The organism is Streptococcus sp. 1453 (assembly GCF_013276955.1).
Classification (GTDB): domain Bacteria; phylum Bacillota; class Bacilli; order Lactobacillales; family Streptococcaceae; genus Streptococcus.
Window position 1 is genome coordinate 37,821 of sequence record NZ_VMLZ01000003.1, and the last position, 24,061, is coordinate 61,881.

26 protein-coding genes and 2 pseudogenes are annotated in these 24,061 nt (G+C 37.4%); 21 read left to right on the forward strand and 7 right to left on the reverse strand.

Annotated elements, in window-relative coordinates:
- Positions 1 to 93 precede the first annotated feature (93 nt).
- The 5 genes from HW098_RS02140 to HW098_RS02160 all read left to right on the forward strand — a co-directional run bounded on the left by HW098_RS02140 (position 94) and on the right by HW098_RS02160 (position 4,787).
- A complete protein-coding gene (locus HW098_RS02140) occupies positions 94 to 1,047 on the forward strand; it encodes a CPBP family intramembrane glutamic endopeptidase (RefSeq protein ID WP_176139142.1) in 954 nt (317 codons plus the stop codon).
- A 76-nt stretch (positions 1,048 to 1,123) separates the two neighbouring features.
- Positions 1,124 to 3,112, forward strand: a complete 1,989-nt coding sequence (gene uvrB, locus HW098_RS02145) for an excinuclease ABC subunit UvrB (RefSeq protein ID WP_176139143.1) — start codon at positions 1,124 to 1,126, stop codon at positions 3,110 to 3,112.
- Between the two features lie 9 nt (positions 3,113 to 3,121).
- Entirely contained in the window at positions 3,122 to 3,748 is a 627-nt protein-coding gene (locus HW098_RS02150) for an NAD(P)H-dependent oxidoreductase (RefSeq protein ID WP_176139144.1), read from the forward strand.
- Between the two features lie 14 nt (positions 3,749 to 3,762).
- Positions 3,763 to 4,251: a GNAT family N-acetyltransferase gene (locus tag HW098_RS02155; protein WP_176139145.1), complete on the forward strand. Its 489-nt coding sequence runs from the start codon at positions 3,763 to 3,765 to the stop codon at positions 4,249 to 4,251.
- 68 nt (positions 4,252 to 4,319) lie between these two features.
- On the forward strand, positions 4,320 to 4,787 hold the full coding sequence (locus tag HW098_RS02160) for an 8-oxo-dGTP diphosphatase (protein WP_042751248.1): 468 nt from the start codon (positions 4,320 to 4,322) through the stop codon (positions 4,785 to 4,787).
- Here HW098_RS02160 and HW098_RS02165 read toward each other — a convergent pair.
- Positions 4,784 to 4,852, reverse strand: a pseudogene (locus HW098_RS02165) (DNA-binding transcriptional regulator); the annotation flags it as partial. The gene HW098_RS02160 and the pseudogene HW098_RS02165 overlap by 4 nt on opposite strands.
- 144 nt (positions 4,853 to 4,996) lie before the next feature.
- On the opposite strand from HW098_RS02165, the gene HW098_RS02170 reads away from it, so the two are divergent.
- From HW098_RS02170 to HW098_RS10420, 7 genes and pseudogenes are all read left to right on the forward strand, one after another.
- Positions 4,997 to 5,971: a LacI family DNA-binding transcriptional regulator gene (locus tag HW098_RS02170; RefSeq protein WP_000207600.1), complete on the forward strand. Its 975-nt coding sequence runs from the start codon at positions 4,997 to 4,999 to the stop codon at positions 5,969 to 5,971.
- Positions 5,971 to 6,882, forward strand: coding sequence for a ribokinase (rbsK, locus tag HW098_RS02175; RefSeq protein ID WP_176139146.1), 912 nt, complete (start codon positions 5,971 to 5,973; stop codon positions 6,880 to 6,882). The genes HW098_RS02170 and rbsK overlap by 1 nt, the downstream gene beginning before the upstream one ends.
- The gene (rbsD, locus tag HW098_RS02180) at positions 6,857 to 7,255 is read left to right on the forward strand and encodes a D-ribose pyranase (protein WP_000759835.1); all 399 of its coding nucleotides are present in this window, start codon (positions 6,857 to 6,859) and stop codon (positions 7,253 to 7,255) included. Before rbsK ends, rbsD begins: the two co-directional genes overlap by 26 nt.
- Before the next feature lie 13 nt (positions 7,256 to 7,268).
- Positions 7,269 to 8,747: a sugar ABC transporter ATP-binding protein gene (locus HW098_RS02185; RefSeq protein ID WP_176139147.1), complete on the forward strand. Its 1,479-nt coding sequence runs from the start codon at positions 7,269 to 7,271 to the stop codon at positions 8,745 to 8,747.
- 1 nt (position 8,748) lies between these two features.
- Positions 8,749 to 9,693, forward strand: a complete 945-nt coding sequence (gene rbsC / locus HW098_RS02190; protein ID WP_004248623.1) for a ribose ABC transporter permease — start codon at positions 8,749 to 8,751, stop codon at positions 9,691 to 9,693.
- A gap of 103 nt (positions 9,694 to 9,796) precedes the next feature.
- Positions 9,797 to 10,762 (forward strand): substrate-binding domain-containing protein, encoded by a 966-nt coding sequence (locus HW098_RS02195; protein ID WP_049544192.1) that lies wholly within the window; start codon positions 9,797 to 9,799, stop codon positions 10,760 to 10,762.
- 213 nt (positions 10,763 to 10,975) lie between these two features.
- Positions 10,976 to 11,083, forward strand: a pseudogene (locus HW098_RS10420) (NUDIX hydrolase); the annotation flags it as partial.
- On the opposite strand, the gene HW098_RS02200 reads toward HW098_RS10420, so the two are convergent.
- The 5 genes from HW098_RS02200 to coaB form a co-directional block, all read right to left on the reverse strand.
- Complete coding sequence (locus tag HW098_RS02200; protein WP_176139148.1) at positions 11,080 to 11,595, reverse strand: transcription repressor NadR; 516 nt, start codon at positions 11,593 to 11,595, stop codon at positions 11,080 to 11,082. The pseudogene HW098_RS10420 and the gene HW098_RS02200 overlap by 4 nt on opposite strands.
- 16 nt (positions 11,596 to 11,611) lie before the next feature.
- Positions 11,612 to 12,139, reverse strand: a complete 528-nt coding sequence (locus HW098_RS02205) for an ECF transporter S component (protein ID WP_176139149.1) — start codon at positions 12,137 to 12,139, stop codon at positions 11,612 to 11,614.
- Positions 12,140 to 12,316: 177 nt separating this feature from the next.
- Entirely contained in the window at positions 12,317 to 12,880 is a 564-nt protein-coding gene (locus HW098_RS02210; RefSeq protein ID WP_000747412.1) for an ECF transporter S component, read from the reverse strand.
- The gene (coaC, locus tag HW098_RS02215) at positions 12,864 to 13,415 is read right to left on the reverse strand and encodes a phosphopantothenoylcysteine decarboxylase (protein ID WP_176139150.1); all 552 of its coding nucleotides are present in this window, start codon (positions 13,413 to 13,415) and stop codon (positions 12,864 to 12,866) included. The genes HW098_RS02210 and coaC overlap by 17 nt, the downstream gene beginning before the upstream one ends.
- Before the next feature lie 11 nt (positions 13,416 to 13,426).
- Positions 13,427 to 14,116 (reverse strand): phosphopantothenate--cysteine ligase, encoded by a 690-nt coding sequence (coaB, locus tag HW098_RS02220; protein WP_176139151.1) that lies wholly within the window; start codon positions 14,114 to 14,116, stop codon positions 13,427 to 13,429.
- A gap of 234 nt (positions 14,117 to 14,350) precedes the next feature.
- Here coaB and HW098_RS02225 point away from each other — a divergent pair, with 234 nt between their 5' ends.
- Positions 14,351 to 16,021, forward strand: coding sequence for a formate--tetrahydrofolate ligase (locus HW098_RS02225; protein WP_176139152.1), 1,671 nt, complete (start codon positions 14,351 to 14,353; stop codon positions 16,019 to 16,021).
- Between the two features lie 118 nt (positions 16,022 to 16,139).
- On the opposite strand, the gene HW098_RS10425 is transcribed toward HW098_RS02225, so the two are convergent.
- Positions 16,140 to 16,292: a chlorohydrolase gene (locus HW098_RS10425; RefSeq protein ID WP_240149444.1), complete on the reverse strand. Its 153-nt coding sequence runs from the start codon at positions 16,290 to 16,292 to the stop codon at positions 16,140 to 16,142.
- 84 nt (positions 16,293 to 16,376) lie between these two features.
- Here HW098_RS10425 and mutY point away from each other — a divergent pair, with 84 nt between their 5' ends.
- The 8 genes from mutY to HW098_RS02270 all read left to right on the forward strand — a co-directional run bounded on the left by mutY (position 16,377) and on the right by HW098_RS02270 (position 24,061).
- Complete coding sequence (mutY, locus tag HW098_RS02235; RefSeq protein WP_176139153.1) at positions 16,377 to 17,552, forward strand: A/G-specific adenine glycosylase; 1,176 nt, start codon at positions 16,377 to 16,379, stop codon at positions 17,550 to 17,552.
- 55 nt (positions 17,553 to 17,607) lie between these two features.
- Positions 17,608 to 18,312, forward strand: a complete 705-nt coding sequence (gene yycF / locus HW098_RS02240; RefSeq protein ID WP_176139154.1) for a response regulator YycF — start codon at positions 17,608 to 17,610, stop codon at positions 18,310 to 18,312.
- Positions 18,305 to 19,654 (forward strand): cell wall metabolism sensor histidine kinase VicK, encoded by a 1,350-nt coding sequence (gene vicK / locus HW098_RS02245; RefSeq protein WP_176139155.1) that lies wholly within the window; start codon positions 18,305 to 18,307, stop codon positions 19,652 to 19,654. The genes yycF and vicK overlap by 8 nt, the downstream gene beginning before the upstream one ends.
- A 1-nt stretch (position 19,655) precedes the next feature.
- Positions 19,656 to 20,465: an MBL fold metallo-hydrolase gene (locus HW098_RS02250; protein WP_054384038.1), complete on the forward strand. Its 810-nt coding sequence runs from the start codon at positions 19,656 to 19,658 to the stop codon at positions 20,463 to 20,465.
- A gap of 90 nt (positions 20,466 to 20,555) precedes the next feature.
- Complete coding sequence (locus HW098_RS02255; RefSeq protein ID WP_000208079.1) at positions 20,556 to 20,798, forward strand: DUF6290 family protein; 243 nt, start codon at positions 20,556 to 20,558, stop codon at positions 20,796 to 20,798.
- A gap of 1 nt (position 20,799) precedes the next feature.
- Positions 20,800 to 21,054: a type II toxin-antitoxin system RelE/ParE family toxin gene (locus HW098_RS02260; RefSeq protein WP_007284771.1), complete on the forward strand. Its 255-nt coding sequence runs from the start codon at positions 20,800 to 20,802 to the stop codon at positions 21,052 to 21,054.
- 75 nt (positions 21,055 to 21,129) lie between these two features.
- Positions 21,130 to 23,001 carry an Eco57I restriction-modification methylase domain-containing protein gene (locus HW098_RS02265; RefSeq protein WP_176139156.1) on the forward strand — a complete coding sequence of 624 codons (1,872 nt, stop codon included), beginning with the start codon at positions 21,130 to 21,132 and terminating at the stop codon, positions 22,999 to 23,001.
- A 109-nt stretch (positions 23,002 to 23,110) separates the two neighbouring features.
- A complete protein-coding gene (locus HW098_RS02270) occupies positions 23,111 to 24,061 on the forward strand; it encodes an Abi family protein (RefSeq protein ID WP_000658133.1) in 951 nt (316 codons plus the stop codon).

Genomic DNA, 24,061 nt, shown 5'->3' on the forward strand with positions numbered 1-24,061 from the left:
AAAATATAACATCCATAATTCTTGTTTTGTCTTGAATCACACAACAGAAGTGCTATAATAAAGGTATATCATATAGTAAAAGAGGATAAAGTTATGAAAGACAAAAGAATCTTAAAAGACTTTGAAACTTCTAAAATGAGTTTAAACATTTACACAAGCCCCTTGTTAGCTCTATTTTTCGTCTATATATCTGAGTTCATATCTTCTCTATTTTTTGGCCTTAGTTTTTTAGCATTGATCGGGCTATTTAGCAATCTTGGTATGGGTGGTCAAAGAATTGCAGATTTCCTTCAAATGTTATTTCAGAATTTATCTGATAAAACAAGTGACATCCATTTAATATTTGAATTATTGTCCTTTGGTTTTATCATCTTAACTGTGTTTAGATGGACTAGAAAAGTAGAGAAAAGACCGATTCGAACCTTGGGATTCTATAAAGAAAATTTTTTAAGTGCCTTATTTAAAGGATACGGTCTTGGTCTATCCCTCTTTATACTTGCTTTGGCTGGACTAGTAGTGTTGGGGCAGTATCAATTTGACTCCATTCACTTGAATCCTTATTCGCTTATCTTTGTCATTTTTACCATTCCATTTTGGATTTTACAAGGAACGGCAGAAGAATTGGTTACTCGTGCTTGGCTGATTCCACAATTGGCTAAGAGAACCAATCTTAAAGTCGCTATTATCATATCTAGTAGTCTCTTTACCTTACTTCATTTAGGAAATCCAGGCATAACTTTCTTATCTGCAATTGATCTCTTTTTATTCGGAGTTGCCATGTCCCTATATCTTCTTAAAACAGATACTATATGGGGTATAGGTGGTATTCATGGAGCTTGGAATTTCGCACAGGGAAACCTCTTTGGAGTATTAGTTAGTGGCCAGTCTTCAGGAACATCAATCATGAAATTTACTCCACAAGGCAATCAAGACTGGCTTTCTGGTGGGTCTTTTGGTATTGAGGGTTCCATCGTGTCCAGTATTATTTTGTTTCTGCTGATTCTTTATCTCGCTTATCAATTAAAGAAAGAAAATGAAAGGATGTGACTTCGGTCCGTCCTTTTCTTCGTGAAAATGCTATAAGTATGCTAAAATAGGAATAGCATATGGAGAGAGGATTCTTATGATCAATCGCATTACAGACAATCAATTTAAACTAGTATCAAAATATGAACCATCAGGAGACCAACCACAAGCTATCGAGCAGTTGGTTGATAATATCGAGGGTGGAGAAAAAGCTCAGATTCTGATGGGGGCGACTGGAACAGGGAAGACCTATACCATGAGTCAGGTCATTTCCAAAGTCAATAAACCAACTCTGGTCATCGCCCACAATAAAACTCTAGCAGGCCAGCTATATGGAGAGTTTAAGGAGTTTTTTCCTGAAAATGCCGTTGAGTATTTTGTGTCTTACTATGATTATTACCAGCCAGAGGCCTATGTGCCTTCTAGTGATACCTATATTGAAAAGGATAGTTCTGTCAATGACGAGATTGACAAACTTCGTCACTCAGCGACTTCGGCCCTTTTGGAGCGCAATGATGTTATTGTCGTGGCCTCAGTCTCTTGTATCTATGGTCTGGGTTCGCCAAAAGAATACGCTGATAGTGTCGTTAGTCTGCGTCCAGGTCTTGAAATTTCTCGTGATAAACTCTTGAATGACTTGGTTGATATTCAGTTTGAGCGAAATGATATTGATTTCCAACGGGGGAGATTTCGTGTGCGTGGGGATGTAGTGGAGATTTTCCCAGCCTCTCGTGATGAACACGCTTTTCGAGTAGAATTTTTTGGAGACGAAATTGACCGTATTCGTGAGGTTGAGGCTCTGACAGGTCAGGTCTTGGGAGAAGTGGATCATTTGGCGATTTTCCCAGCTACTCACTTTGTGACCAATGACGACCACATGGAAGTGGCCATTGCCAAGATTCAGGCCGAGTTGGAAGAGCAGTTAGCTGTCTTTGAGAAGGAAGGCAAACTGCTTGAAGCCCAACGTTTGAAACAGCGGACAGAGTATGATATCGAAATGCTCCGTGAGATGGGATATACCAACGGGGTTGAGAACTACTCACGCCACATGGATGGGCGGAGTGAGGGTGAGCCTCCTTATACCCTTCTCGACTTCTTCCCAGATGATTTCTTGATCATGATTGATGAGAGCCACATGACCATGGGACAAATCAAGGGCATGTACAATGGAGACCGTTCGCGTAAAGAAATGCTAGTAAATTATGGTTTTCGTTTGCCGTCTGCTCTGGACAATCGTCCTTTACGTCGTGAAGAGTTTGAAAGCCATGTGCACCAGATTGTTTACGTTTCAGCGACACCAGGTGACTATGAAAATGAACAGACAGAGACAGTGATTGAGCAAATCATTCGTCCGACAGGGCTATTGGATCCTGAGGTGGAAGTACGTCCGACAATGGGACAGATTGATGACCTCTTAGGTGAAATCAATGCCCGTTTAGAAAAGAATGAGCGTACCTTTATTACCACTTTAACCAAGAAAATGGCAGAGGACTTGACCGACTATTTCAAGGAAATGGGCATCAAGGTCAAGTACATGCACTCGGATATCAAGACCTTGGAACGGACGGAGATTATCCGTGATCTCCGCTTGGGTGTCTTTGATGTCTTGGTTGGAATCAATCTCCTTCGTGAAGGGATTGACGTTCCTGAGGTTAGCTTGGTTGGCATTCTCGATGCTGACAAGGAAGGTTTCCTCCGTAACGAACGTGGACTCATCCAGACCATTGGACGTGCCGCCCGTAACAGTGAAGGTCATGTCATCATGTATGCGGACACCGTTACCCAGTCTATGCAACGTGCTATCGATGAAACTGCCCGCCGTCGGAAAATCCAGATGGCCTATAATGAAGAACACGGTATCGTTCCACAAACCATCAAGAAAGAAATTCGAGACCTGATTGCCGTGACCAAGGCAGTTGCTAAGGAAGAAGACAAGGAAGTTGACATCAACAGCCTCAACAAACAAGAGCGCAAAGAGCTTGTCAAGAAACTTGAAAAACAAATGCAAGAAGCCGTTGAAGTGCTTGACTTTGAACTAGCAGCTCAGATTCGAGATATGATGCTGGAAGTTAGGGCGTTGGATTAGGGGAATTTTATGAATATTTTAGTTATCAATGGACATCCTGATAAAGAAAGCTACTGTCAAGCAATTTTTCAAACGATTGTAGAAAGTATAGACTCAAAGAGACATGAACTTGAAGTGATTAATCTTAATGAGGAAGAGTTTGATCCTGTTTTACGTTATGGTTATCGGCAAAGGATGGAGGACGATCCGTTTATTCTACGCTCTCAATCATTAATCCAGTGGGCAGATCATTTCATTTTTGTTTATCCTATTTGGTGGAGTAGTATGCCTAGTCTATTGAAGGGGTGGATTGATCGTGTTTTTACGCCAGGCATTGCATACTCTGCAAATAATCGAGGAAGCTTTATTTTGAACTACTTGAGAGGTAATCAGTTTAAAAAGTTACTAAAAGGCAAAACAGCTAGTATCTATGCAACCTCCATGGCACCAACTTGGTGGTACAAAGTATTTTCAGGTCCAGTTAACATTCCAGACAGTTATGGGATATCAGTATTAAAGAATGCTGTATTAAATCATTGTGGCATAAAAACAAAGAGGGTTTCAATCTTAGGAGAGTTAGGACGTGAAGTGAATACAAGTTCAACAAGAGAAAAATTTCTACAAAAAGTAGCAAAGGAAGTCAGACTGTTGGATTAAGGAGAAGAAAATAAATGACGGTTATTATCAAATCAATGGAAACTCCTGAAGAGATAGAAGGTAAATCCCTTGTTCACTGGCAAACGTGGAGAGAGGCTTATGACGATCTTTTGCCTGCAGAATTTCAGGAGACGATGACATTAGAAAGATGTCGATTCTTTAGTCAAAAGTATCCAGAAAATACATTGATTGCGATAGATGGCGTGAAGGTAGTTGGTTTTATCAGTTATGGGAACTTTCGTGATGAGACTATTCAAGCTGGTGAAATTATTGCTTTATATGTTTTAAAAGATTATTATGGAAAAGGAATCGCACAAAAGTTAGTGAGAGCAGCTTTGACTGCTCTTGATCATTTTTCTGAAATTTTCTTATGGGTATTGAAAGATAATAAGCGCGCCATTGCTTTCTATCAAAAAATGGGTTTTACTTTTGATGGCCAAGAAAAAATCCTTGAACTTGGAAAGCCTATAAAGGAAAAACGGATGGTGTTCTATTCTAAATAATTCTCAAAAGTAAAAGCTAATATGGTACCAAGTCTGAAAATTTAATAACTTAGAAAGCGAGTAAATCCATGTCCCGTTCCCAATTAACGATTTTAACAAATATTTGTCTGATTGAAGACCTCGAAACGCAGCGCGTGGTTATGCAGTATCGCTCTCCTGAAACCAATCGCTGGTCAGGTTATGCCTTTCCAGGAGGTCATGTAGAAAACGGCGAGTCTTTCGCGGAGTCTGTCATTCGTGAAATCTATGAAGAAACAGGGTTGACTATCCAAAATCCTCAACTGGTCGGCATTAAAAATTGGCCACTAGATACAGGTGGGCGCTATATTGTCGTTTGTTATAAGGCGACTGAGTTCTCTGGTACCCTTCGCTCTTCAGATGAAGGAGAAGTTTCTTGGGTACAAAAAGACCAGATTCCAAACTTGGATCTGGCCTATGATATGTTACCCTTGATGGAGATGATGGAAGCTCCTGACAAATCTGAATTTTTCTACCCTCGCCGTACAGAAGACGATTGGGAGAAGAAAATCTTCTAATCCCTTACTAAATAACCTAGCTGATCCAAGGCCTCCTCGATATAGTTGAGGTCTTGTTGTGTTTCCTGTCTAATAGTAATAGAAGATGTGGAAAAAATATATGTACTCTGAAATAAATTTAAAATATTTTTAGAAAAGTATTGACAAATCAAAAGAAAACGTTTACTATAGAATAAGGGAACGGTTCCACAATGTAAGAAGGAGGAATGATGACTACAATAAAACAGGTTGCTGAAGAAGCTGGAGTATCAAAATCAACGGTTTCAAGATATATATCAAAAAAAGGTTATGTCGGAGATGATGCGAGAGAGAAAATAAAAAATGCGATTAAAAAATTAAATTACACACCAAATGTATTAGCACAATCTTTGAAAACCAAAAAAAACCAAATGGTGGGACTCTTATTGCCAGATATTTCAAATCCCTTCTTCCCAAGATTGGTTCGAGGAGCTGAATCATATTTGAAAGATAAAGGTTATAGAATTATGGTTGGTACGATTTCAGACCAAGAATCTTTGAGTGAATATGTTAATTTACTGTTGAAAACAAATGCTGCTGGCATTATTACTACACATGATTTCACAAAAGAATATCCAGATTTATCATTACCTGTTGTTGTGGTTGACCGAATTAGTAAAGATACAGGTTACGGTGTTTTTTCTGATAATCAGTCAGGTGGTCGTTTGGCTGCTGAAGCAATCTGTAATGCAGGTGCTAAACAAGTTCTGATTATTAAAGTTTTAGATGATAAAGCCGAGAATATCGCGGAACGGTTTGAAGCAAGTTTAAACTATTTGAGGAATAAATCTTTAGAAATTTGTATTGAAGAAAGTGAAACGTTTGACTTTGAAAAAATTCAAAAAGAAGCTAAAGAGAATCTAAAAAGAAATCCAAATATCGATAGTATTATAGCACCTTCTGATATTCATGCGATAGCTTATATTCATGAAATTTTAGCAATTGGTAAAAAAATTCCAGATGATATTCAAATCATTGGTTATGATGATATTGTACTTAGTCAATTTATTTACCCTTCTTTATCAACTATTCACCAATCATCATATAAAATGGGAGAACAGGCTGCAAAACTAATCTATAATATGGCAAATAAGTTCTCTATAGATGAAGCTAAAATTAAACTACCTGTTAGATACGTAGAAAGAAATACATTAAGGAGAAAGTAATGAGTAAAATTGTTGTTGTTGGAAGTATTTCAATGGACTTAGTTATGAGAACAAAAAGGATTCCAGAAGGAGGTGAAACGATTTTTGGGGATTCATTTAATATAGTTCCAGGTGGAAAAGGTGCAAATCAAGCTGTAGCTATTGGTAGATTATCCAGTGTAGAAGATAATATTTACATATTTGGAAACGTCGGAGAAGATATTTTTTCAGCAGATTTACTAAGTAATCTGCAAAATAATAATATTTCTATAGAACATGTGGGAACGGTACCACAATCTACAGGAGTTGCACAAATTACTTTATATGGAGGTGATAATAGAATTATTTATTATCCAGGAGCGAATAATTTAGTTAAAACAAATGATTGGAAAAATGAGTGGGAATTGATTAGTGATGCAAGTATTGTTGTATTACAGAATGAAATACCACATGAAGCCAACCTATCTATAGCTAAATTTTGTCAAGAAAATCAAGTTAAGGTGCTTTACAATCCTGCACCAGCTAGAGAAACAGATATAGAGATGATTCCTTTTTGTGATTTTATTACTCCTAATGAGCATGAATGTTCAGAGCTTTTTCCAGATAAGAAATTAGAAGAAATTATTAAAATTTATCCTAATAAAATGATTGTGACATTAGGAGTTGAAGGTTCCATTTATTATGATGGGGCAGTAGTTCAGAAGATTCCTGCTATAAAAGCAGAAGTAGTTGATACTACAGGAGCAGGAGATACATTTAATGGTGCTTTTGCTTATGCTATCTCAAAAGGAAAAGAGATGAATGTTGCATTGTCCTTTGCAACAATTGCTTCACATCTTTCTGTTCAAAGATTTGGAGCGCAAGGAGGCATGCCGAGTTTGAAAGAAATAAAGGAGCATTCAGGATATGAAGAAATATGGGATTTTAAATAGTAATATAGCAAAACTAGCTGATGATTTAGGTCATATGGATTTGGTTTGTATCGGAGATTTAGGATTGCCAGTTCCAAAAGGTGTTGATAAAATTGATTTAGCATTAAGAAAAGGTAGTCCAAGTTTTTTAGAAGTTTTAAAAGAATATTCAGATCATGTACTTATTGAAAAAATTTTCTTAGCAGAAGAAATTAAGGAAAAAAACAAAGAACAGTGGCAAGCAGTTCTAGATCTTTTAGGATCGAATATAATTATTGAATATATTAGTCATGAAGAATTGAAAGCTATGAATACTAAAGTTAAGGCAGTTATTCGCACTGGGGAAGATACACCATATTCGAATATAATCTTGCAATCAGGAGTTATTATTTAGAAGGGGGTTGCCTATGAAAATTGAAATGAAGAACATTTCAAAATCTTTTGGGAATAATCGTGTTTTAGAAAGTATTGATTTGGTTCTTAATTCAGGAGAAGTTCATGCTTTAATGGGAGAGAATGGTGCAGGCAAATCAACCTTAATGAATATTTTAACTGGACTTTTTCCAGCTACTTCAGGAACTATTTTTATTGATGGAAAAGAAAAAACATTTTCTAATCCTCAAGAGGCAGAACGGTTTGGACTGAGTTTTATTCATCAAGAAATGAATACTTGGCCAGATATGACTGTACTTGATAATCTTTTTTTAGGAAGAGAAATAAAAAATTCGATTGGGTTTTTAGATAAAGCTAGTATGGAAAGGAAAGCTAAAGAAGCATTTAAACGTCTTAATATCTCTATTCCTCTTGATGCAATCATTGGTCAATTATCAGTCGGACAACAACAAATGATAGAAATAGCAAAATGTTTATTATCAGAAGTTTCCTTGTTAATTATGGATGAACCCACAGCAGCTTTAACTGATCGTGAAACTGAAACACTTTTTAAAGTGATAGAAGGATTAAAATCTGATGGTGTAGGTATTGTGTATATTTCACATCGGATGGAAGAAATCTTTAAGATTACAGATCTTATAACTGTTATGAGGGATGGGTTTGTAATTGATACCAAGAAAACGAAGTTAACCAATGCGGATGAATTAGTTCAGAAGATGGTAGGTCGTGAATTAGAAGATTATTATCCAGAAAAAAAGGCTGAGATTGGGAATATTGTTTTTCAAGCTAAGAATCTTTCTGGTGATGCTTTTACGGATATTTCTTTCTATGTACGTCAAGGGGAAATTCTTGGTTTTTCTGGTTTGATGGGTGCTGGTCGTACTGAAATAATGCGAGCAATTTTTGGAATTGATTCTTTAAAATCTGGTCAAATTATAATAAATGAAGATGAACTGATAATTAAAAATCCTTTTGAAGCAATTAAGCATGGAATTGGTTTCTTAACAGAAGATCGTAAAGATGAGGGATTGATTTTAGATTTTTCTATTAAAGATAATATGACTTTACCTAGTACTCGTGATTTTGTTAAAAATGGCATTTTTGATAATAAAACAAGTGATATATTTGTACAACGTTTAATTGATAGGCTACGAATTAAATCAGGTTATCCAGATAAGGAAGTTGGGACACTTTCTGGTGGTAATCAACAGAAAGTAGTTTTAGCAAAATGGATAGGTATTGCTCCAAAAGTACTGATTCTAGATGAGCCAACTCGTGGGGTAGATGTTGGTGCTAAGCGTGAAATTTACCAATTAATGAATGAATTGGCTGAACGAGGTGTGCCGATTATTATGGTATCTTCAGATTTACCAGAAGTGATCGGAGTCAGTGATCGCATTATGGTCATGCATGAAGGAAGAATTAGTGGAGAATTAACACGTCAAGAAGCTACACAAGAAAAAGTTATGCAACTAGCTACAGGAGGACAATAGTGTGAAAAATACTATGAAGTATATGTCAGAATTGACAACAGTAATAGCATTGATAATTTTAATGGCTGTCATCACTATTATCAATTCAAATTTTTTAACAGCAAATAATCTGTTAAATTTACTATTGCAAGTAACATCAAATGCACTGATCGCTTTTGGAATGACCTTTGTTATTCTAACAGGTGGAATTGATTTATCAGTTGGATCAATTTTAGCCTTATCCAGTGCGCTCACAGCTGGCCTATTAGGATCTGGAATGCCTGTTACATTAGCAATTCTCATCTCTTTAATTTTGGGTTGCATTCTGGGGATGATGAATGGTTTATTGATTTCCTACGGGAAATTAGCTCCATTTATCGTTACTTTAGCAACTATGACTATTTTTAGAGGCGCAACACTTGTTTATACAAATGGGAATCCTATTACAAAAGGATTAAGTGATACATTCTTATTTCAATTTTTGGGGCAAGGTTACATAGTCGGAATTCCATTTCCTGTAATTATTATGTTTATTGTATTTATTGTTTTATATGTTTTACTTCATAAAACAGCATTTGGTAAATCTGTGTATGCTATAGGGGGGAATGAAAAAGCAGCATATATATCAGGTGTGAAACTAAATAAAGTGAAAATTATCATTTATTCAATTTCAGGTATTATGGCTTCAATTTCTGGATTGATTATAACATCACGCTTAAGTTCTGCTCAACCAACAGCAGGTGCTAGTTATGAAATGGATGCTATTGCAGCTGTTGTTCTTGGGGGAACCTCATTATCAGGAGGTAAAGGTCGCATACTGGGGACCTTAATAGGTGCTTTAATTATTGGGGTTTTGAATAATGGACTTAATATTATCGGTGTTTCAGCATTTTGGCAACAAGTAGTAAAAGGAGTTGTAATCTTAATTGCTGTTCTGATTGATCGTTTTAAAGTTGTAAAACAGTAGAATAATTTTCAATTTTTTTGGAAATAGTAACAATTTATTAGATGACGTACAATAATCGGGATTGAAACTATCCCTATAGATATATATTACGAGGAGTAATAACATGAAAATTATTAAAAAAATTAGCATTTTTGCTTTGTTTGTAACATTTATTTTTGCTTTAGTAGCTTGTGGAAAAACTGGTTTAGGAAATTCATCAAATGATAATAAATCTACGACTCAAAAGTCAGCAAAAGAATTAAAATTAGGAGTTTCTATTTCGACTACTAACAATCCCTATTTTGTAGCTATGAAAGATGGTCTTGAAAAAGCCGCAAGAGAAAAAGAAGTAACTTTGAAGATAGCAGATGCACAAGATGATGCTGCTAGACAAGCAGATGATATTCAAAATTTTATTAGTCAAAATGTAGATGCTTTACTAATTAATCCAGTTGATTCTGATGCAATTGTTACATCTATTAAAGCTGCTAATAATGCAAATATTCCAGTAATCTTAATTGACCGCGGTAGTAATGGCGGTGAAGTCTTGACAACTGTTGCTTCTGATAACGTAGAAGCAGGTAAAATGGCTGCAGAATTTATTACCAAGCAATTGGGAGAAAAAGCAAAAACTTTTGAATTATCAGGAGTCCCTGGCGCTTCTGCAACTGTAGATAGAGGTAAAGGATTTGAACAAATTTCAAAGACAAATTTAGATGTTCTTTCTAGTCAATCCGCTAATTTTGATCGCGCAAAAGCTTTGAATACAGCGCAAAATATGATTCAAGGAAACAAAGAAGTACAAGCAATCTTTGCACAGAATGATGAGATGGCGTTAGGAGCTGCACAAGCAGTAAAAGCAGCTGGTCTTAGCAATGTATTAATTGTTGGTATTGATGGTCAACCAGATGCACATGATGCTATTGCAAAAGGTGATATTACTGCCACTATTGCTCAGCAACCAGCTAAGATGGGTGAAATTGCTATTCAATCAGCAATTGATCATTATCAAGGGAAAAAACTGGAAAAAGAAACAGTTTCTCCAATTTATCTTGTGACTAAGGATAATGTTGATCAACATAACTGGTGATATATTTTTAGTAAGTAGGTAGTTGTTAATTTTCATTCAATGTAGTTTTTAAATATTATTGTTAGTATTTGAGCTTTTGGGTGTAAAAAGTGGCTGGAGAAAAACTCAGTTTCAGGAGAAAATGAAGTAAATATCCCCACAATAAAACGCATAGTATCGAGGTTTGTCAACACTTGATATTATGCGTTTTGTAATTTTAAAGGCTTCTTCCCCATCCTCTATGATATGTTACCCTTGATGGAAATGATGGAAGCTCCTGACAAGTCGGAGTTTTTCTACCGACACCGTACAGAAGATGGCTGGGAGAAGAAAATCTTCTAGTCTTTTACTAAATAACCAAGCTGATCCAAGGCCTCCTCGATATAGTGGAGGTCTTGTTGTGTTTCGGCTTCGACTAGGTGGTAATGGATACCATCTGTCAATTCAGATAGAGGTCTAAAGTCTGAACGCTCGACTTGTTCTAGAAAATGTTGAACATCTCGGCGACAAGACAATTTCAGCAAGGTTTCAATTTCTCCATAAACGGGATGGTCAATCAAGGTATTCTGGACACGCCCTCCATTATCGACGATAGCAAGGAGTTCCTGACCGATTTCTTCAACTTCATGTTTCACTTTGAAAAGTTTGTGAACATAAGGATTGGTATCAATTTGCTTATAGATGTAGCCACGATTAGTGGATAGGATAGGAGCGCCATCGGCTCTCAAAATTGCGATGTCCTGTACAATGACCTGACGTGTGACATGAAAATGTTCCGCCAAACTTTGGCCATTGAGGGCTTTAGGAGCTTCTTTCAAGAGTTGGAGCAGGGCTTGTTTGCGATCTTTTGTCATAGTTCTTCCTTTTAACTTAACGGCGTTTTCGAAGCACTTTATAGACAGCTAGTGCTAATGTATAGTCTACCATACTATGGATAATTGTGCCAAATCCAACTAGAACTAAGAGAACATAAAACATATTTTCTACATTGGTACCAGAAGTAGCGTAAAAAACGACACAGGCTAATACTTCAGCAAGGGCATGGACAAGCGCTAACACAAAGTTGAAAATCCAGGAAGATTTTGGTTTATCAAGAGTATCGGGGAATTTTTGTAGGTAAAGAGCTCCCAAAGTCCCAAAAAAGATATGGGAAAAAGCCCTAAAAACGATTACCATGGGATAGCCAGCCATCAAGAATCCAAAACTAGAGGCTAGGATGACAAAAACTGCCATCAAGGGAGACAAGAGCATAGCGATAAAAATAGCGATGTGGCTCCCTAGAGTGTAAGAAGCAGGAGGAATGACGATCTTGAAAGGCATAACAATTGGAATCAAAATCGCAATAGCCGTTAAAAGGGCTGTCATTGTCATAAATTGTGTCTTTTTCCGTGTATTCATAAGAATCTCCTTTTTTGTCTGTATATACACTAGTATAGTACAATAAAGAAGACAATAAAGCAAGGATTTACTTGAGTTTATAGGTCGTTTTTTAGTTAAAAGTTAGTAAAGATTTCACTAAAAAGAAACTGTATAGAGCAAAATCTCCACCTTCAAGTTTGAAAGCGGAGATTGTTTTTATTTCTTCAAAGTCTGTAGTCTTGGAACAATAGCAAGGGTTAGAACTGCGGAAATGACTAATTCGGCAATTGAATTTGTTGAGATAACAGTTGCTAGGAGTTTTTGGATATTACCATCAAAAACATTTCCAAAAAGGTAGAAAATTCCACCAAGGACAAAGACTGTGTTGGTAAGTGAACCAAGGGCACCAGCTAAAATCAGACCAGTCTTGTTTTTCATTAGTTTATAGACTAGATACGGAGTTAAACCAATCAAAATACGTGGGACGATAGCAATGATAGCTGAGTAGATGTTTCCGTTTGGTACAAATGGGGAGAAGAGGTAGCTTGTCGGTAGAATTGTAATCGTGTTAACCGTTAAGCTAAGCAGCCCCATCAAAAATCCAAGTGTAACCCCAACGCGTGGACCGTAAATAATGCTGGCAATAATGACAGGAATATGAACGATGGTCGGTTTGATTGGAAATGGGAAAAGGTTAAAGATAAGTGAACTCAGAAAGTGTATCACGAGCATGGTTGCAAAAAAGATAGCAATAGGTGCAATATTAGAGCGTTTTTTCATCGAGAGTTTCCTTTATTCTTTCTAAAATAATTGTGAGGTCAGCTAAAGCTCCTCTTCCGTGGTCTCCACAAGCTAGTAGGGATTCCTTAGGAGCAATCAGCTGATAGCCGTATGTTTCTAATGTTTTCAGATTAGTCTGAGTTGCCGGATGGTCATACATTTTTGTATTCATAGCAGGAGCTATTAGTTTAGGAATATTTTTGGGCAAGGCTAGAGCTATGCTGGTTACCATGTTGTCAGCATAGCCGTGGGCTAGCTTTGCAATTGTGTTAGCTGTTGCAGGGACTACGATAAATAAATCTGCCTTTTTTCCAAGTTCGATATGATTAATCTGATTAGGATAGGGTTCCTTCATGACATCAAGGTGGACAGGATTCTGTGATAAGACCTGTAGTGTCAAAGGTTGGATAAACTCTGTAGCGGCCTGAGTCATTAAAACCGTGACTTGATGACCTTGTTTTTTTAGAGAACTGACTAAATCTGCCGACTTGTAAGAGGCGATTGACCCTGTTACAGCCAAGAGAATATGTGCCATATCTTTCCTTTCTAAGAATGGTAGGCTTGAATTTTTTCAAGGAGGAGTTCTGCAATTTCTTCCTTAGTATTAACTGATTGAAGTTGATTTTTCTCAACAAAGATAGCACGATGCTTGTCTGTTGAAATTTGAGTCTGGTCATTTGCAATGATTAAGTCTGCTTGGTTCTTGATAAGACTGTTTCTAGCAGTGTCAATTAGATGATTTTCAGAGACATCAACTAGTAGTTTAAAACCAATCAGATGAATAGCAGGATTCCATTCCTTGACTAGAGAGATGATTTTGGGTGTTTTTTTCAGGAATAAGACCTGAACCTCGTCAGTTGAAGAAATCTTAGCCTGATGATTCTGCTTGCTTAAAAATTCTTCCAGATTGGAGCTAGCCTGAACTTCCTCCAGACCTGTCATATAAACAGGAGTGTAGTCGGACACAGCCATTGAATGAACCAAGACCTGATAATCTTTAACCCGTTCTTCCATTTCTAGTAGAAGGTCCTTGGTATTGGTAATTTCTCGAATGCTTAGATTAGGGTGAGCTTCTGGCTTCTGAGCTCGTTTTGTCGTAATTAAACAAACTTCATGCCCTGCAGCAAGCAAGGTTTCTGTGATGATTTTCCCCAAGCGACCTGTAGAATGGTTAGTGATAGAGCGGACGCTATCGATAGCTTCACTGGTACCGCCCGATGTAACTAAAATTTTCATAGCACTATTGTACCAAAAAAAAAAAATAATAAGCAAAAGAAAGCGCTTGAATATATATAAAAAATAATAAGAATCTACTATAGTTTAAAACTATAAAGCCATATAAAATTTAAGAAAGGGCTCCAAAAACCTTAAAAATAGGAATAATTACGAACGTTTAGAGAGTTTAAGGATGTTAAAAATCTTGTTTTGTGTTATAATGAATTATCATATAAGAGGTTAGAGGAGTTTTGAATGAAAACAGATATTGAAATCGCACAGAGTATTGAGTTGAAGCCCATTGTTGATGTTGTAGAGAAGCTTGGAATTTCTTACGACGATTTGGAATTGTATGGAAAGTACAAGGCTAAGCTTAGTTTTGATAAAATTCGTACAGTTGAGAGCAATCCAGTTGGGAAATTGATTTTGGTTACTGCCATCAACCCAACACCTGCAGGTGAAGGAAAATCAACCATTACCATTGGTCTTGCGGATGCCTTGAACAAGATTGGCAAGAAAACGATGATTGCTATTCGCGAACCATCTCTTGGTCCAGTAATGGGAATTAAGGGTGGTGCTGCAGGAGGTGGTTACGCTCAAGTTCTGCCAATGGAAGACATCAATCTCCACTTTACTGGAGACATGCATGCCATTACAACTGCCAACAATGCTCTTTCTGCTTTGATTGACAACCACTTACACCAAGGAAATGAGTTGGGAATTGACCAACGTCGTATACTCTGGAAACGTGTTGTGGACTTGAACGACCGTGCTCTTCGCCATGTGACCGTTGGACTTGGTGGCCCTCTAAATGGTATTCCACGTGAGGATGGCTTTGACATTACCGTCGCTTCTGAAATCATGGCTATTCTTTGCTTGGCGACGGACATCGAGGACTTGAAACGTCGTTTGGCGAATATCGTTATTGGTTATCGTTACGACCGTACACCAGTTTCTGTAGGTGATTTACAGGTTGAAGGTGCCTTGGCTTTGATTTTGAAGGATGCTATTAAACCGAACCTGGTTCAGACAATTTACGGTACACCTGCCTTTGTACATGGTGGTCCATTTGCCAATATTGCTCACGGATGTAACTCTGTCTTGGCAACGACTACAGCCCTTCACTTGGCTGATTACACAGTTACTGAAGCTGGTTTTGGTGCAGACCTTGGTGCCGAGAAATTCCTTGATATTAAGACACCAAACTTACCAACATCTCCAGATGCAGTTGTCATTGTCGCAACCCTTCGAGCCCTTAAGATGAATGGTGGCGTGGCTAAGGATGCTCTGACAGAGGAAAATGTAGAAGCAGTTCGTGCCGGTTTTGCTAACTTGAAACGCCACGTAGAAAATATCCGTAAGTTTGGTATTCCAGCAGTTGTAGCTATCAATGAATTTGTTTCTGATACAGAAGCTGAAATCGCAGCCTTGAAAGAACTCTGTGCCTCAATTGATGTTCCAGTTGAGCTGGCTAGTGTCTGGGCTGATGGTGCAGAAGGTGGAGTAGCACTTGCCGAAACAGTTGTCAAAACTATCGCTGAAACCCCAGCTAACTATAAACGTTTGTATGACAATGACCTTTCTGTCCAAGAAAAGATTGAAAAGATTGTTACTGAAATCTACCGTGGTAGCAAAGTGAACTTTGAGAAGAAAGCTCAAACACAAATCGCTCAAATCGTTCAAAACGGTTGGGACAAATTGCCAATCTGTATGGCTAAGACCCAGTATAGCTTCTCAGACAATCCAAATGCACTTGGAGCACCTGAAAACTTTGAAATTACCATTCGTGAATTGGTGCCAAAATTAGGTGCAGGCTTCATCGTTGCCTTAACTGGTGATGTCATGACCATGCCAGGACTTCCAAAACGACCAGCAGCCCTCAACATGGATGTTGAAAGCGATGGAACAGTATTAGGCTTGTTCTAATAGTTAAATTGAATTCAAATGAGTTTGGAAATAATATCCAAGCTCATTTTTCTCAGACTGCAAGCAGTTTATCAATAAGATTTATACTCTTCGAAAATCTCTTCAAACTACGTCAGATTCACCTTGCCGTATAGATGTTACTGACTACGTCAGTTCTATCTGCAACCTCAAAACGGTGTTTTGAGCTGACTACGTTAGTTCTATCCACAACCTCAAAACAGTGTTTTGAGCAACCTGCGGCTAGCTTCCTAGTTTTCTCTTTGATTTTCATTGAGTATCAGTCCTTTTCCCTTGGGAAGAGGCTTTTTAATACTAGGAAAAGGACAGTTAGAATCTTCTGTGTTATACTAGAGATATGTTAGATTTGAAAGAATACGGTATCGTCATGTGGCCGGAGGAGAAGATTGTTTCTTTTCGTCAGAAACTCCTCAACTGGTATGATGAAAACAAAAGAGATTTACCGTGGCGTAGAAGTAAAAATCCTTATCATATCTGGGTCTCTGAAATTATGCTCCAGCAGACCAGGGTGGATACGGTTATCCCTTACTATGAACGATTCTTGGACTGGTTTCCAACAGTGGAAAGTTTGGCAACTGCACCTGAAGAGCGTTTGTTGAAGGCTTGGGAGGGACTGGGATATTATTCTCGAGTTCGCAATATGCAGGCTGCAGCCCAGCAGATTATGACTGACTTTGGTGGTCAATTTCCAAACACCTATGAAGGAATTTCCAGCTTGAAAGGAATTGGACCTTACACTGCAGGAGCGATTTCCAGTATTGCTTTTAACTTGCCTGAGCCAGCTGTAGATGGTAATGTCATGCGAGTTTTGGCGCGTCTATTTGAAGTCAACCACGATATTGGGATTCCAAGTAATCGTAAAATTTTTCAGGCAATGATGGAAATCTTGATTGACCCAGAAAGGCCTGGTGACTTTAATCAAGCTTTGATGGACTTGGGGTCAGATATTGAGGCGCCTGTAAATCCTAGGCCAGAAGAGAGTCCGGTGAAGGACTTTAGTGCTGCATATCAGAATGGAACCATGGACCGTTATCCAATTAAGGCACCAAAGAAAAAGCCAGTTCCCATTTATCTTAAAGTCTTAGTTGTGAAAAATTCTCAAGGACAATTTTTGCTTGAAAAAAATGAAAGTGAAAAGCTCTTGGCAGGTTTTTGGCATTTCCCCTTGATAGAAGTTGATAACTTTTCGCAAGAAGAGCAGTTTGACCTCTTTCATCAGGTTGCAGAAGAAAGCGTGAACTTTGGCCCAAGTCCAGAAGAGAGTTTCCAGCAGGACTATGACCTAGATGTTGATTGGCTTGATATTTATTTTGAGACTGTTAAGCATGTCTTTAGTCATCGTAAATGGCATGTTCAAATTGTAGCAGGTCAAGTGAGTGACTTCCATGATTTTTCAGATAGGGAAGTTCGCTGGCTTTCACCAGAAGGGTTCAAGGATGTTCCACTTGCCAAACCCCAACAAAAAATCTGGCAGGCTTATGCAAAAGCCAACTTAGACAGTAACCAAGACTAGCTATTGTGTCTTCTGACTATTTTTTTGGTATAATAGTAGAGAAAAAGGTGAACATATGAAAAAAATACTAATTGTAGATGATGAGAAACCAATCTCGGATATTATCAAGTTTAATATGACCAAGGAAGGTTACGAAGTTGTAACTGCTTTTAACGGTCGTGAAGCGCTAGAGCAATTTGAAGCAGAGCAACCAGATATTATTATTCTGGATTTGATGCTTCCGGAAATTGATGGTTTAGAAGTTGCTAAGACCATTCGCAAGACAAGTAGTGTACCTATTATCATGCTGTCGGCTAAAGACAGTGAATTTGATAAGGTTATCGGTTTAGAGCTTGGAGCAGATGACTATGTGACAAAACCCTTCTCAAATCGTGAGTTGCAGGCGCGTGTCAAAGCTTTGCTGCGTCGTTCTCAACCTATGCCAGTAGATGGGCAGGAAGTAGATAGCAAACCTCAACCTATACAAATTGGGGATTTAGAAATTGTGCCAGATGCCTACGTGGCTAAAAAATATGGCGAAGAACTAGACTTAACCCACCGTGAGTTTGAGCTTTTGTATCATTTGGCATCGCATACAGGTCAAGTCATTACGCGCGAACACTTGCTTGAGACTGTCTGGGGTTATGACTATTTTGGTGATGTCCGTACAGTTGATGTGACTGTCCGACGTCTGCGTGAGAAGATTGAAGATACGCCCAGCCGACCAGAGTATATCTTGACACGCCGTGGTGTAGGGTATTACATGAGAAATAATGCTTGATTTACTGAAACAAACCATTTTTACCAGAGATTTTATCTTTATCCTGATTTTGTTAGGTTTCATCCTTGTTGTGACCCTCTTATTACTGGAGAATAGACGTGATAATATTCGGTTGAAGCAAATCAATCAAAAGGTTAAAGATTTGATTGCAGGAGATTATTCCAAGGTTCTTGATATGCAAGGCGGGTCTGAAATCACCAACATTACCAATAATTTGAATGACTTGTCGGAGGTTATTCGTCTCACTCAGGAAAATCTAGAACAAGAGAGTAAGAGGCTAAATAGTATCCTGTTTTATATGACAGATGGGGTTCTTGCGACCAATCGTCGGGGTCAGATTATCATGATTAACGATACAGCCAAGAAGCAACTGGGGCTGGTTAAAGAAGATGTTCTGAATAGAAGCATTTTGGAATTGCTCAAGATAGAAGAAGACTATGAATTGCGTGATTTGATTACCCAAAGTCCAGAATTGTTGCTAGATTCCCAAGATGTCAATGGTGAATATCTGAGCCTTCGAGTTCGCTTTGCCTTGATTCGTCGAGAGTCTGGCTTTATTTCAGGTTTGGTGGCTGTTTTGCATGATACGACGGAGCAGGAGAAGGAAGAACGCGAACGAAGACTCTTTGTTTCCAATGTTAGCCATGAGTTACGGACTCCTTTAACCAGCGTGAAATCTTATCTTGAAGCCTTGGATGAGGGGGCTTTGTGTGAAACTGTAGCACCAGACTTCATCAAGGTGTCTCTGGACGAAACCAACCGTATGATGCGCATGGTGACGGATCTCCTCCATCTCTCACGGATTGATAATGCTACCAGTCATCTGGATGTGGAACTGATTAACTTCACTGCCTTTATTACCTTTATCCTCAATCGTTTTGACAAGATGAAAGGACAGGAAAAGGAGAAAAAATATGAGTTGGTGAGAGATTATCCTATCAATTCTATCTGGATGGAAATTGATACAGATAAGATGACGCAGGTTGTCGACAATATTTTAAATAATGCTATTAAGTATTCGCCAGATGGGGGTAAAATCACTGTCAGAATGAAGACAACTGAAGACCAGATGATTTTATCCATTTCTGACCATGGTTTAGGAATTCCTAAGCAGGACTTACCACGTATCTTTGACCGTTTCTATCGTGTGGATCGTGCTAGAAGTCGTGCCCAAGGTGGTACAGGTTTGGGACTGTCTATTGCCAAAGAAATTATCAAACAACATAAGGGCTTTATTTGGGCCAAGAGTGAATACGGTAAGGGATCAACCTTTACCATTGTGCTCCCTTATGATAAGGATGCAGTGAAAGAAGAAGTATGGGAGGATGAAGTAGAAGACTAGAATGAGTGAAATAGGCTTTAAATATAGTATTTTAGCGTCAGGTTCCAGTGGAAATTCCTTTTATCTGGAAACCCCAAAAAAGAAGCTTTTAGTGGATGCAGGCTTATCTGGTAAGAAAATCACCAGCCTACTTGCTGAAATAAACCGCAAGCCAGAAGACCTGGATGCCATCTTGATTACCCATGAGCATTCAGATCATATCCATGGAGTAGGTGTGTTAGCTCGCAAGTATGGTATGGATTTGTATGCCAATGAAAAGACCTGGCAAGCTATGGAAAATAGTAAATATCTTGGCAAGGTGGATTCTTCGCAAAAGCATATCTTTGAGATGGGCAAAACCAAAACCTTTGGAGATATTGACATCGAGAGTTTTGGTGTCAGCCATGATGCAGTCGCACCGCAGTTCTATCGCTTTATGAAAGATGATAAAAGTTTTGTCCTTTTGACAGATACAGGTTATGTCAGTGACCGTATGGCAGGAATTGTCGAAAATGCGGACGGCTATCTTATCGAGTCCAACCATGATGTAGAGATTTTGCGAGCAGGATCTTACGCTTGGCGACTCAAACAACGAATCCTATCGGATCTGGGTCACCTTTCTAATGAAGATGGTGCTGAAGCTATGATTCGTACCTTAGGAAATCGCACTAAGAAAATCTACCTTGGTCACTTGTCTAAGGAAAACAATATCAAGGAGCTGGCTCACATGACCATGGTCAATCAGCTAGCACAAGCTGATCTGGGAGTCGGAGTAGACTTTAAGGTTTATGATACCTCACCAGATACCGCAACACCCTTGACAGATATATAGAAAGAACGCTGAGAAGGTGTTCTTTTTATATTGACTGAACACCTAAAAAGTAATACAATGGTGTTACCATTAAAAAAGGGAGTGCAAAAGATGACTACTATTACATTAAAAGTTTCTGAAGCTGATAAAACATTTATGAAAGCAATGGCTAAGTTTGAAGGAGTTTCCCTGTCGGAACTTATCCGCACCAAAACTCTTGAAGCTTTAGAAGACGAATACGATGCTCGTGTGGCAGATTTAGCCTATCAAGAGTATTTAGAAGACTTGGAAAAAGGAGTTGAACCCATTACTTGGGAAGAAATGATGCATGATTTAGGCTTGGAGGATGAATAATTTGTATAAATTAGTTCCGACAAGACGTTTCATCAAGCAATTGAAAAAATTGGATCGTTATACGCAGAAGCTAATTACAAACTATTTACAAACCAATGTTTTGGAAGACCCAAGACGACACGGAAAGGCTTTGGTTGGTAATCGCGTTGGTCAATGGCGCTATAGAATTGGTAATTATCGAGTTATCGTACAAATTGTAGATGATGAATTAGTCATTGCTACTTTAGAAGTTGGTCATCGGAGAGATATTTATTGAATTACTTTTTTCCAAGTAAATTTTCATTCTTTAAAATATGATATAATAGGGCTTACAATATAAGAGAGGTTGCTTATGACAATAGATATTAGTGAAGAAAGTTTATCTAAAGAATCGGCTGACTTATTAAAAATTCTTTTAAAAGATCGAACGACAAAGAAATCAATTGTTTGGGCTACGCATTCTTATGAATTGTTAGGAAAGGGATTTGCTCCAAGTGATCGCATCAATCCAAGTAAGGTGACGGGAACCTATGCCAACTTGATTCAACCCAGATCTGAAAAATCCAAATATGAGCAAAAAGATCGGACTAAGATTAGAGCCGAAGTTTTTACGCCAACTTGGTTAGTTGAAAAGCAAAATGGTTACGTTGAAGCTGAACTTGAAACTCTGAATCTTGAAGATTATATCCAAGTGCGCTGGCTAGAAATTACCTGTGGTGAAGCACCTTATATGGTAACGCGCTATGATACCGTAACTGGTGAGGAAATTCCATTATCTGAACGAGTTGGTTTTGTAGATAGAAAATTGCAGCGCATTAGTCGTGAGGTTTCGGACGAAGCTACCTTCTATGAACTTGTAAAAAAAGCTTATCGAGCTTCTTATGGTTATGAGTATCAAGGAGATTCTCTCCTTTTGGCGCGTGAAAATCTTTTAGCAACATTTGAGGACTACTATCTTGCAAAGATTGGAAATCAACCAACCTTAGAGCAAAAGAAAGAAATTGCGACTATTATATCCTACAATGTCTTTCAGATGGATGGATTGGAAAAAAATAGTCCTTATTCAGCTAGCCAAGGACAATCTCAACAACTAAGCTTGTTTACAGATGAGCTAGAAATTCAAGAAGTAGAAGAATCTAAAACTCAAATCAAAGACTGGAAAAAGAATAGAATGATAGGTTTTGAGTGCCTATCTAGCGAGGAAAGTGAAATGAAATTTGATGTCGTGATAGGAAATCCGCCATATCAGGAAACAGGGGAAGCTAGAGATGAACCAATTTATCACTTTTTTATTGATGAAGCTATTAAAATCGCAGATAAATCGATACTAATCACCCCAGCAAGATTTTTATTTAAAGCTGGTCAAACTCCTAAAAATTGGATGGAAAAGATGCTTAAAGATAAGCATTTAAAAGTTCAATTCTATGAACTTAAAAGCGGTAAAGTATTTACAGGAACAGATATTAAGGGTGGAGTAGCAATAACTTATCGTGATGCCGATAAAGATTTGGGACCAATCGGAGTATTTACTATTTTTGAATCTTTGAATAGTATTGTAAAAAAAATAGAAAAACATCCAGACTTTGAAACTTTTTCTGATTTAGTTTATCCTCAAGGTATTTATAGATTTTCAAATCAACTTTTTCCTGATTATCCAAATGCTGAAAAGCTGCAAGGAAAAGGGACAAAAAATAAAATTGTTTCGAAATCACTAACTCAGTTAGATTTTGTTTTCAAAAACAAAGAAGAAAAAGACCATGTTGCTCTACTTGGAAGAATTGGCTCCGAACGTGTTTATCGATATATCAATAAAAAATATTTAGATTTACCAGAAACATTCGAAAATTATAATGTTTTTGTACCAGAAGCTAATGGAAGTGGTGCCTTAGGTGAAGTCTTATCAACACCCCTAATCGGGGAACCCCTAATCGGGCATACAGATACTTTTTTATCTATTGGTAATTTTAAAACAAAATTTGAAGCCGATGCTTGTATTAAATTTATTAAAACTAAATTCGCTAGAGTATTATTAGGTGTTTTGAAAGTTACTCAGCATAATTCACGCAAAACTTGGTATTACGTCCCTCTCCAAGACTTTACGGTCAATTCGGACATTGATTGGACACAATCAGTGGCTGATATTGACCGTCAGCTCTATCAAAAATATGACCTTTCTCCTGAGGAAATTGCCTTTATTGAGACACATGTAAGGGAGATGGATTAGAGAAGTATTTTTATTTGACAAATAGCGCTCAGTGATCTATAATAGATATATAGGATTAGGTCAGGAAGCATACGATGCCCTGACCCTTTTTATTTTATAGGAGATAAGTTTGAAGGAACATAAAACATTTAATCAACAGTTAACAATCTTAAGAAATAGGGGTGTTGTAGTCCCAACGAATGGAAAGCCAAAGAGATTTTTAGAACAAGAAAACTATTACAATGTTATAAACGGTTATAAAGATTTATTTTTAGTAAAGGACAGCAATAATCGACCTGTTGAACCTGAAATTTATCAAAAAGGAACCCACTTTAACGAACTAAAGGCCTTGTTTTTATTTGATAGAGAGCTAAGGATATTATTATTGAAATATTTATTGATATTCGAAAATTCAATAAAGACCACAGTTGCATATGAATTCTCTAAAAAACACCCTCGTAAGAATGCTTATTTAGATATTGCAAATTTTGTAGACAATGATCCTAAAAAAGTTCTTCAACAAATCTCTATCTTAACCAAGACGATTCATGATAAGGTAGATAGAACTGGCGCTATTAAACATTACATTGAGGAACATGGGGAAGTACCACTTTGGGTTTTAGTTAATTTTCTTACAATGGGAAACATTGCTAATTTTTACAATATTTTAACGGATAGTACAAAGAATATCATTGCAAAATTTTATACAGATAAATATAGAACACAAAATAAAGACAATACATTTAGACTATCTAGTGCAGATTTAAGTGCATGTTTGAAAGTGGCTAATCTAGTTAGAAATATCTGTGCACATGATGAACGACTGTATAATGTTAATTTAAGAAATGTCAGAATATCTCAAATAGCAAATCATTTTGGGATAAGGAGATATGATAATAAACGTTTTATAGTGGTTATTCTATTTTTAAAAATTGTACTTGATAAGAAAGATTTTCAAAGATTATATAAAGCTTTAATGAATCTATTCAATCAGTATGCTGATGAATTTAAAACTGTAGTGTTTGATGACATTTTAAACACGATGGGAATCGATTTAACAGAGTTAGAAAAATTATCTTAG

Excerpts from the sequence above, each read along its gene's own strand:
- mutY (WP_176139153.1), top strand. The coding sequence starts at position 16,377 with ATGTTAGATTTGAAAGAATACGGTATCGTCATGTGGCCGGAGGAGAAG.
- HW098_RS02155 (WP_176139145.1), top strand. The coding sequence starts at position 3,763 with ATGACGGTTATTATCAAATCAATGGAAACTCCTGAAGAGATAGAAGGT.
- rbsD (WP_000759835.1), top strand. The coding sequence starts at position 6,857 with ATGAAGAAATATGGGATTTTAAATAGTAATATAGCAAAACTAGCTGAT.
- coaC (WP_176139150.1), bottom strand. The coding sequence starts at position 13,415 with ATGGCACATATTCTCTTGGCTGTAACAGGGTCAATCGCCTCTTACAAG.
- HW098_RS02265 (WP_176139156.1), top strand. The coding sequence starts at position 21,130 with ATGACAATAGATATTAGTGAAGAAAGTTTATCTAAAGAATCGGCTGAC.
- uvrB (WP_176139143.1), top strand. The coding sequence starts at position 1,124 with ATGATCAATCGCATTACAGACAATCAATTTAAACTAGTATCAAAATAT.
- rbsK (WP_176139146.1), top strand. The coding sequence starts at position 5,971 with ATGAGTAAAATTGTTGTTGTTGGAAGTATTTCAATGGACTTAGTTATG.
- coaB (WP_176139151.1), bottom strand. The coding sequence starts at position 14,116 with ATGAAAATTTTAGTTACATCGGGCGGTACCAGTGAAGCTATCGATAGC.
- yycF (WP_176139154.1), top strand. The coding sequence starts at position 17,608 with ATGAAAAAAATACTAATTGTAGATGATGAGAAACCAATCTCGGATATT.
- HW098_RS02210 (WP_000747412.1), bottom strand. The coding sequence starts at position 12,880 with ATGAAAAAACGCTCTAATATTGCACCTATTGCTATCTTTTTTGCAACC.
- HW098_RS02250 (WP_054384038.1), top strand. The coding sequence starts at position 19,656 with ATGAGTGAAATAGGCTTTAAATATAGTATTTTAGCGTCAGGTTCCAGT.
- HW098_RS10425 (WP_240149444.1), bottom strand. The coding sequence starts at position 16,292 with ATGAAAATCAAAGAGAAAACTAGGAAGCTAGCCGCAGGTTGCTCAAAA.
- HW098_RS02255 (WP_000208079.1), top strand. The coding sequence starts at position 20,556 with ATGACTACTATTACATTAAAAGTTTCTGAAGCTGATAAAACATTTATG.
- HW098_RS02140 (WP_176139142.1), top strand. The coding sequence starts at position 94 with ATGAAAGACAAAAGAATCTTAAAAGACTTTGAAACTTCTAAAATGAGT.
- HW098_RS02150 (WP_176139144.1), top strand. The coding sequence starts at position 3,122 with ATGAATATTTTAGTTATCAATGGACATCCTGATAAAGAAAGCTACTGT.
- HW098_RS02170 (WP_000207600.1), top strand. The coding sequence starts at position 4,997 with ATGACTACAATAAAACAGGTTGCTGAAGAAGCTGGAGTATCAAAATCA.
- vicK (WP_176139155.1), top strand. The coding sequence starts at position 18,305 with ATGCTTGATTTACTGAAACAAACCATTTTTACCAGAGATTTTATCTTT.
- HW098_RS02200 (WP_176139148.1), bottom strand. The coding sequence starts at position 11,595 with ATGACAAAAGATCGCAAACAAGCCCTGCTCCAACTCTTGAAAGAAGCT.
- HW098_RS02160 (WP_042751248.1), top strand. The coding sequence starts at position 4,320 with ATGTCCCGTTCCCAATTAACGATTTTAACAAATATTTGTCTGATTGAA.
- HW098_RS02185 (WP_176139147.1), top strand. The coding sequence starts at position 7,269 with ATGAAAATTGAAATGAAGAACATTTCAAAATCTTTTGGGAATAATCGT.
- HW098_RS02225 (WP_176139152.1), top strand. The coding sequence starts at position 14,351 with ATGAAAACAGATATTGAAATCGCACAGAGTATTGAGTTGAAGCCCATT.
- HW098_RS02195 (WP_049544192.1), top strand. The coding sequence starts at position 9,797 with ATGAAAATTATTAAAAAAATTAGCATTTTTGCTTTGTTTGTAACATTT.
- HW098_RS02205 (WP_176139149.1), bottom strand. The coding sequence starts at position 12,139 with ATGAATACACGGAAAAAGACACAATTTATGACAATGACAGCCCTTTTA.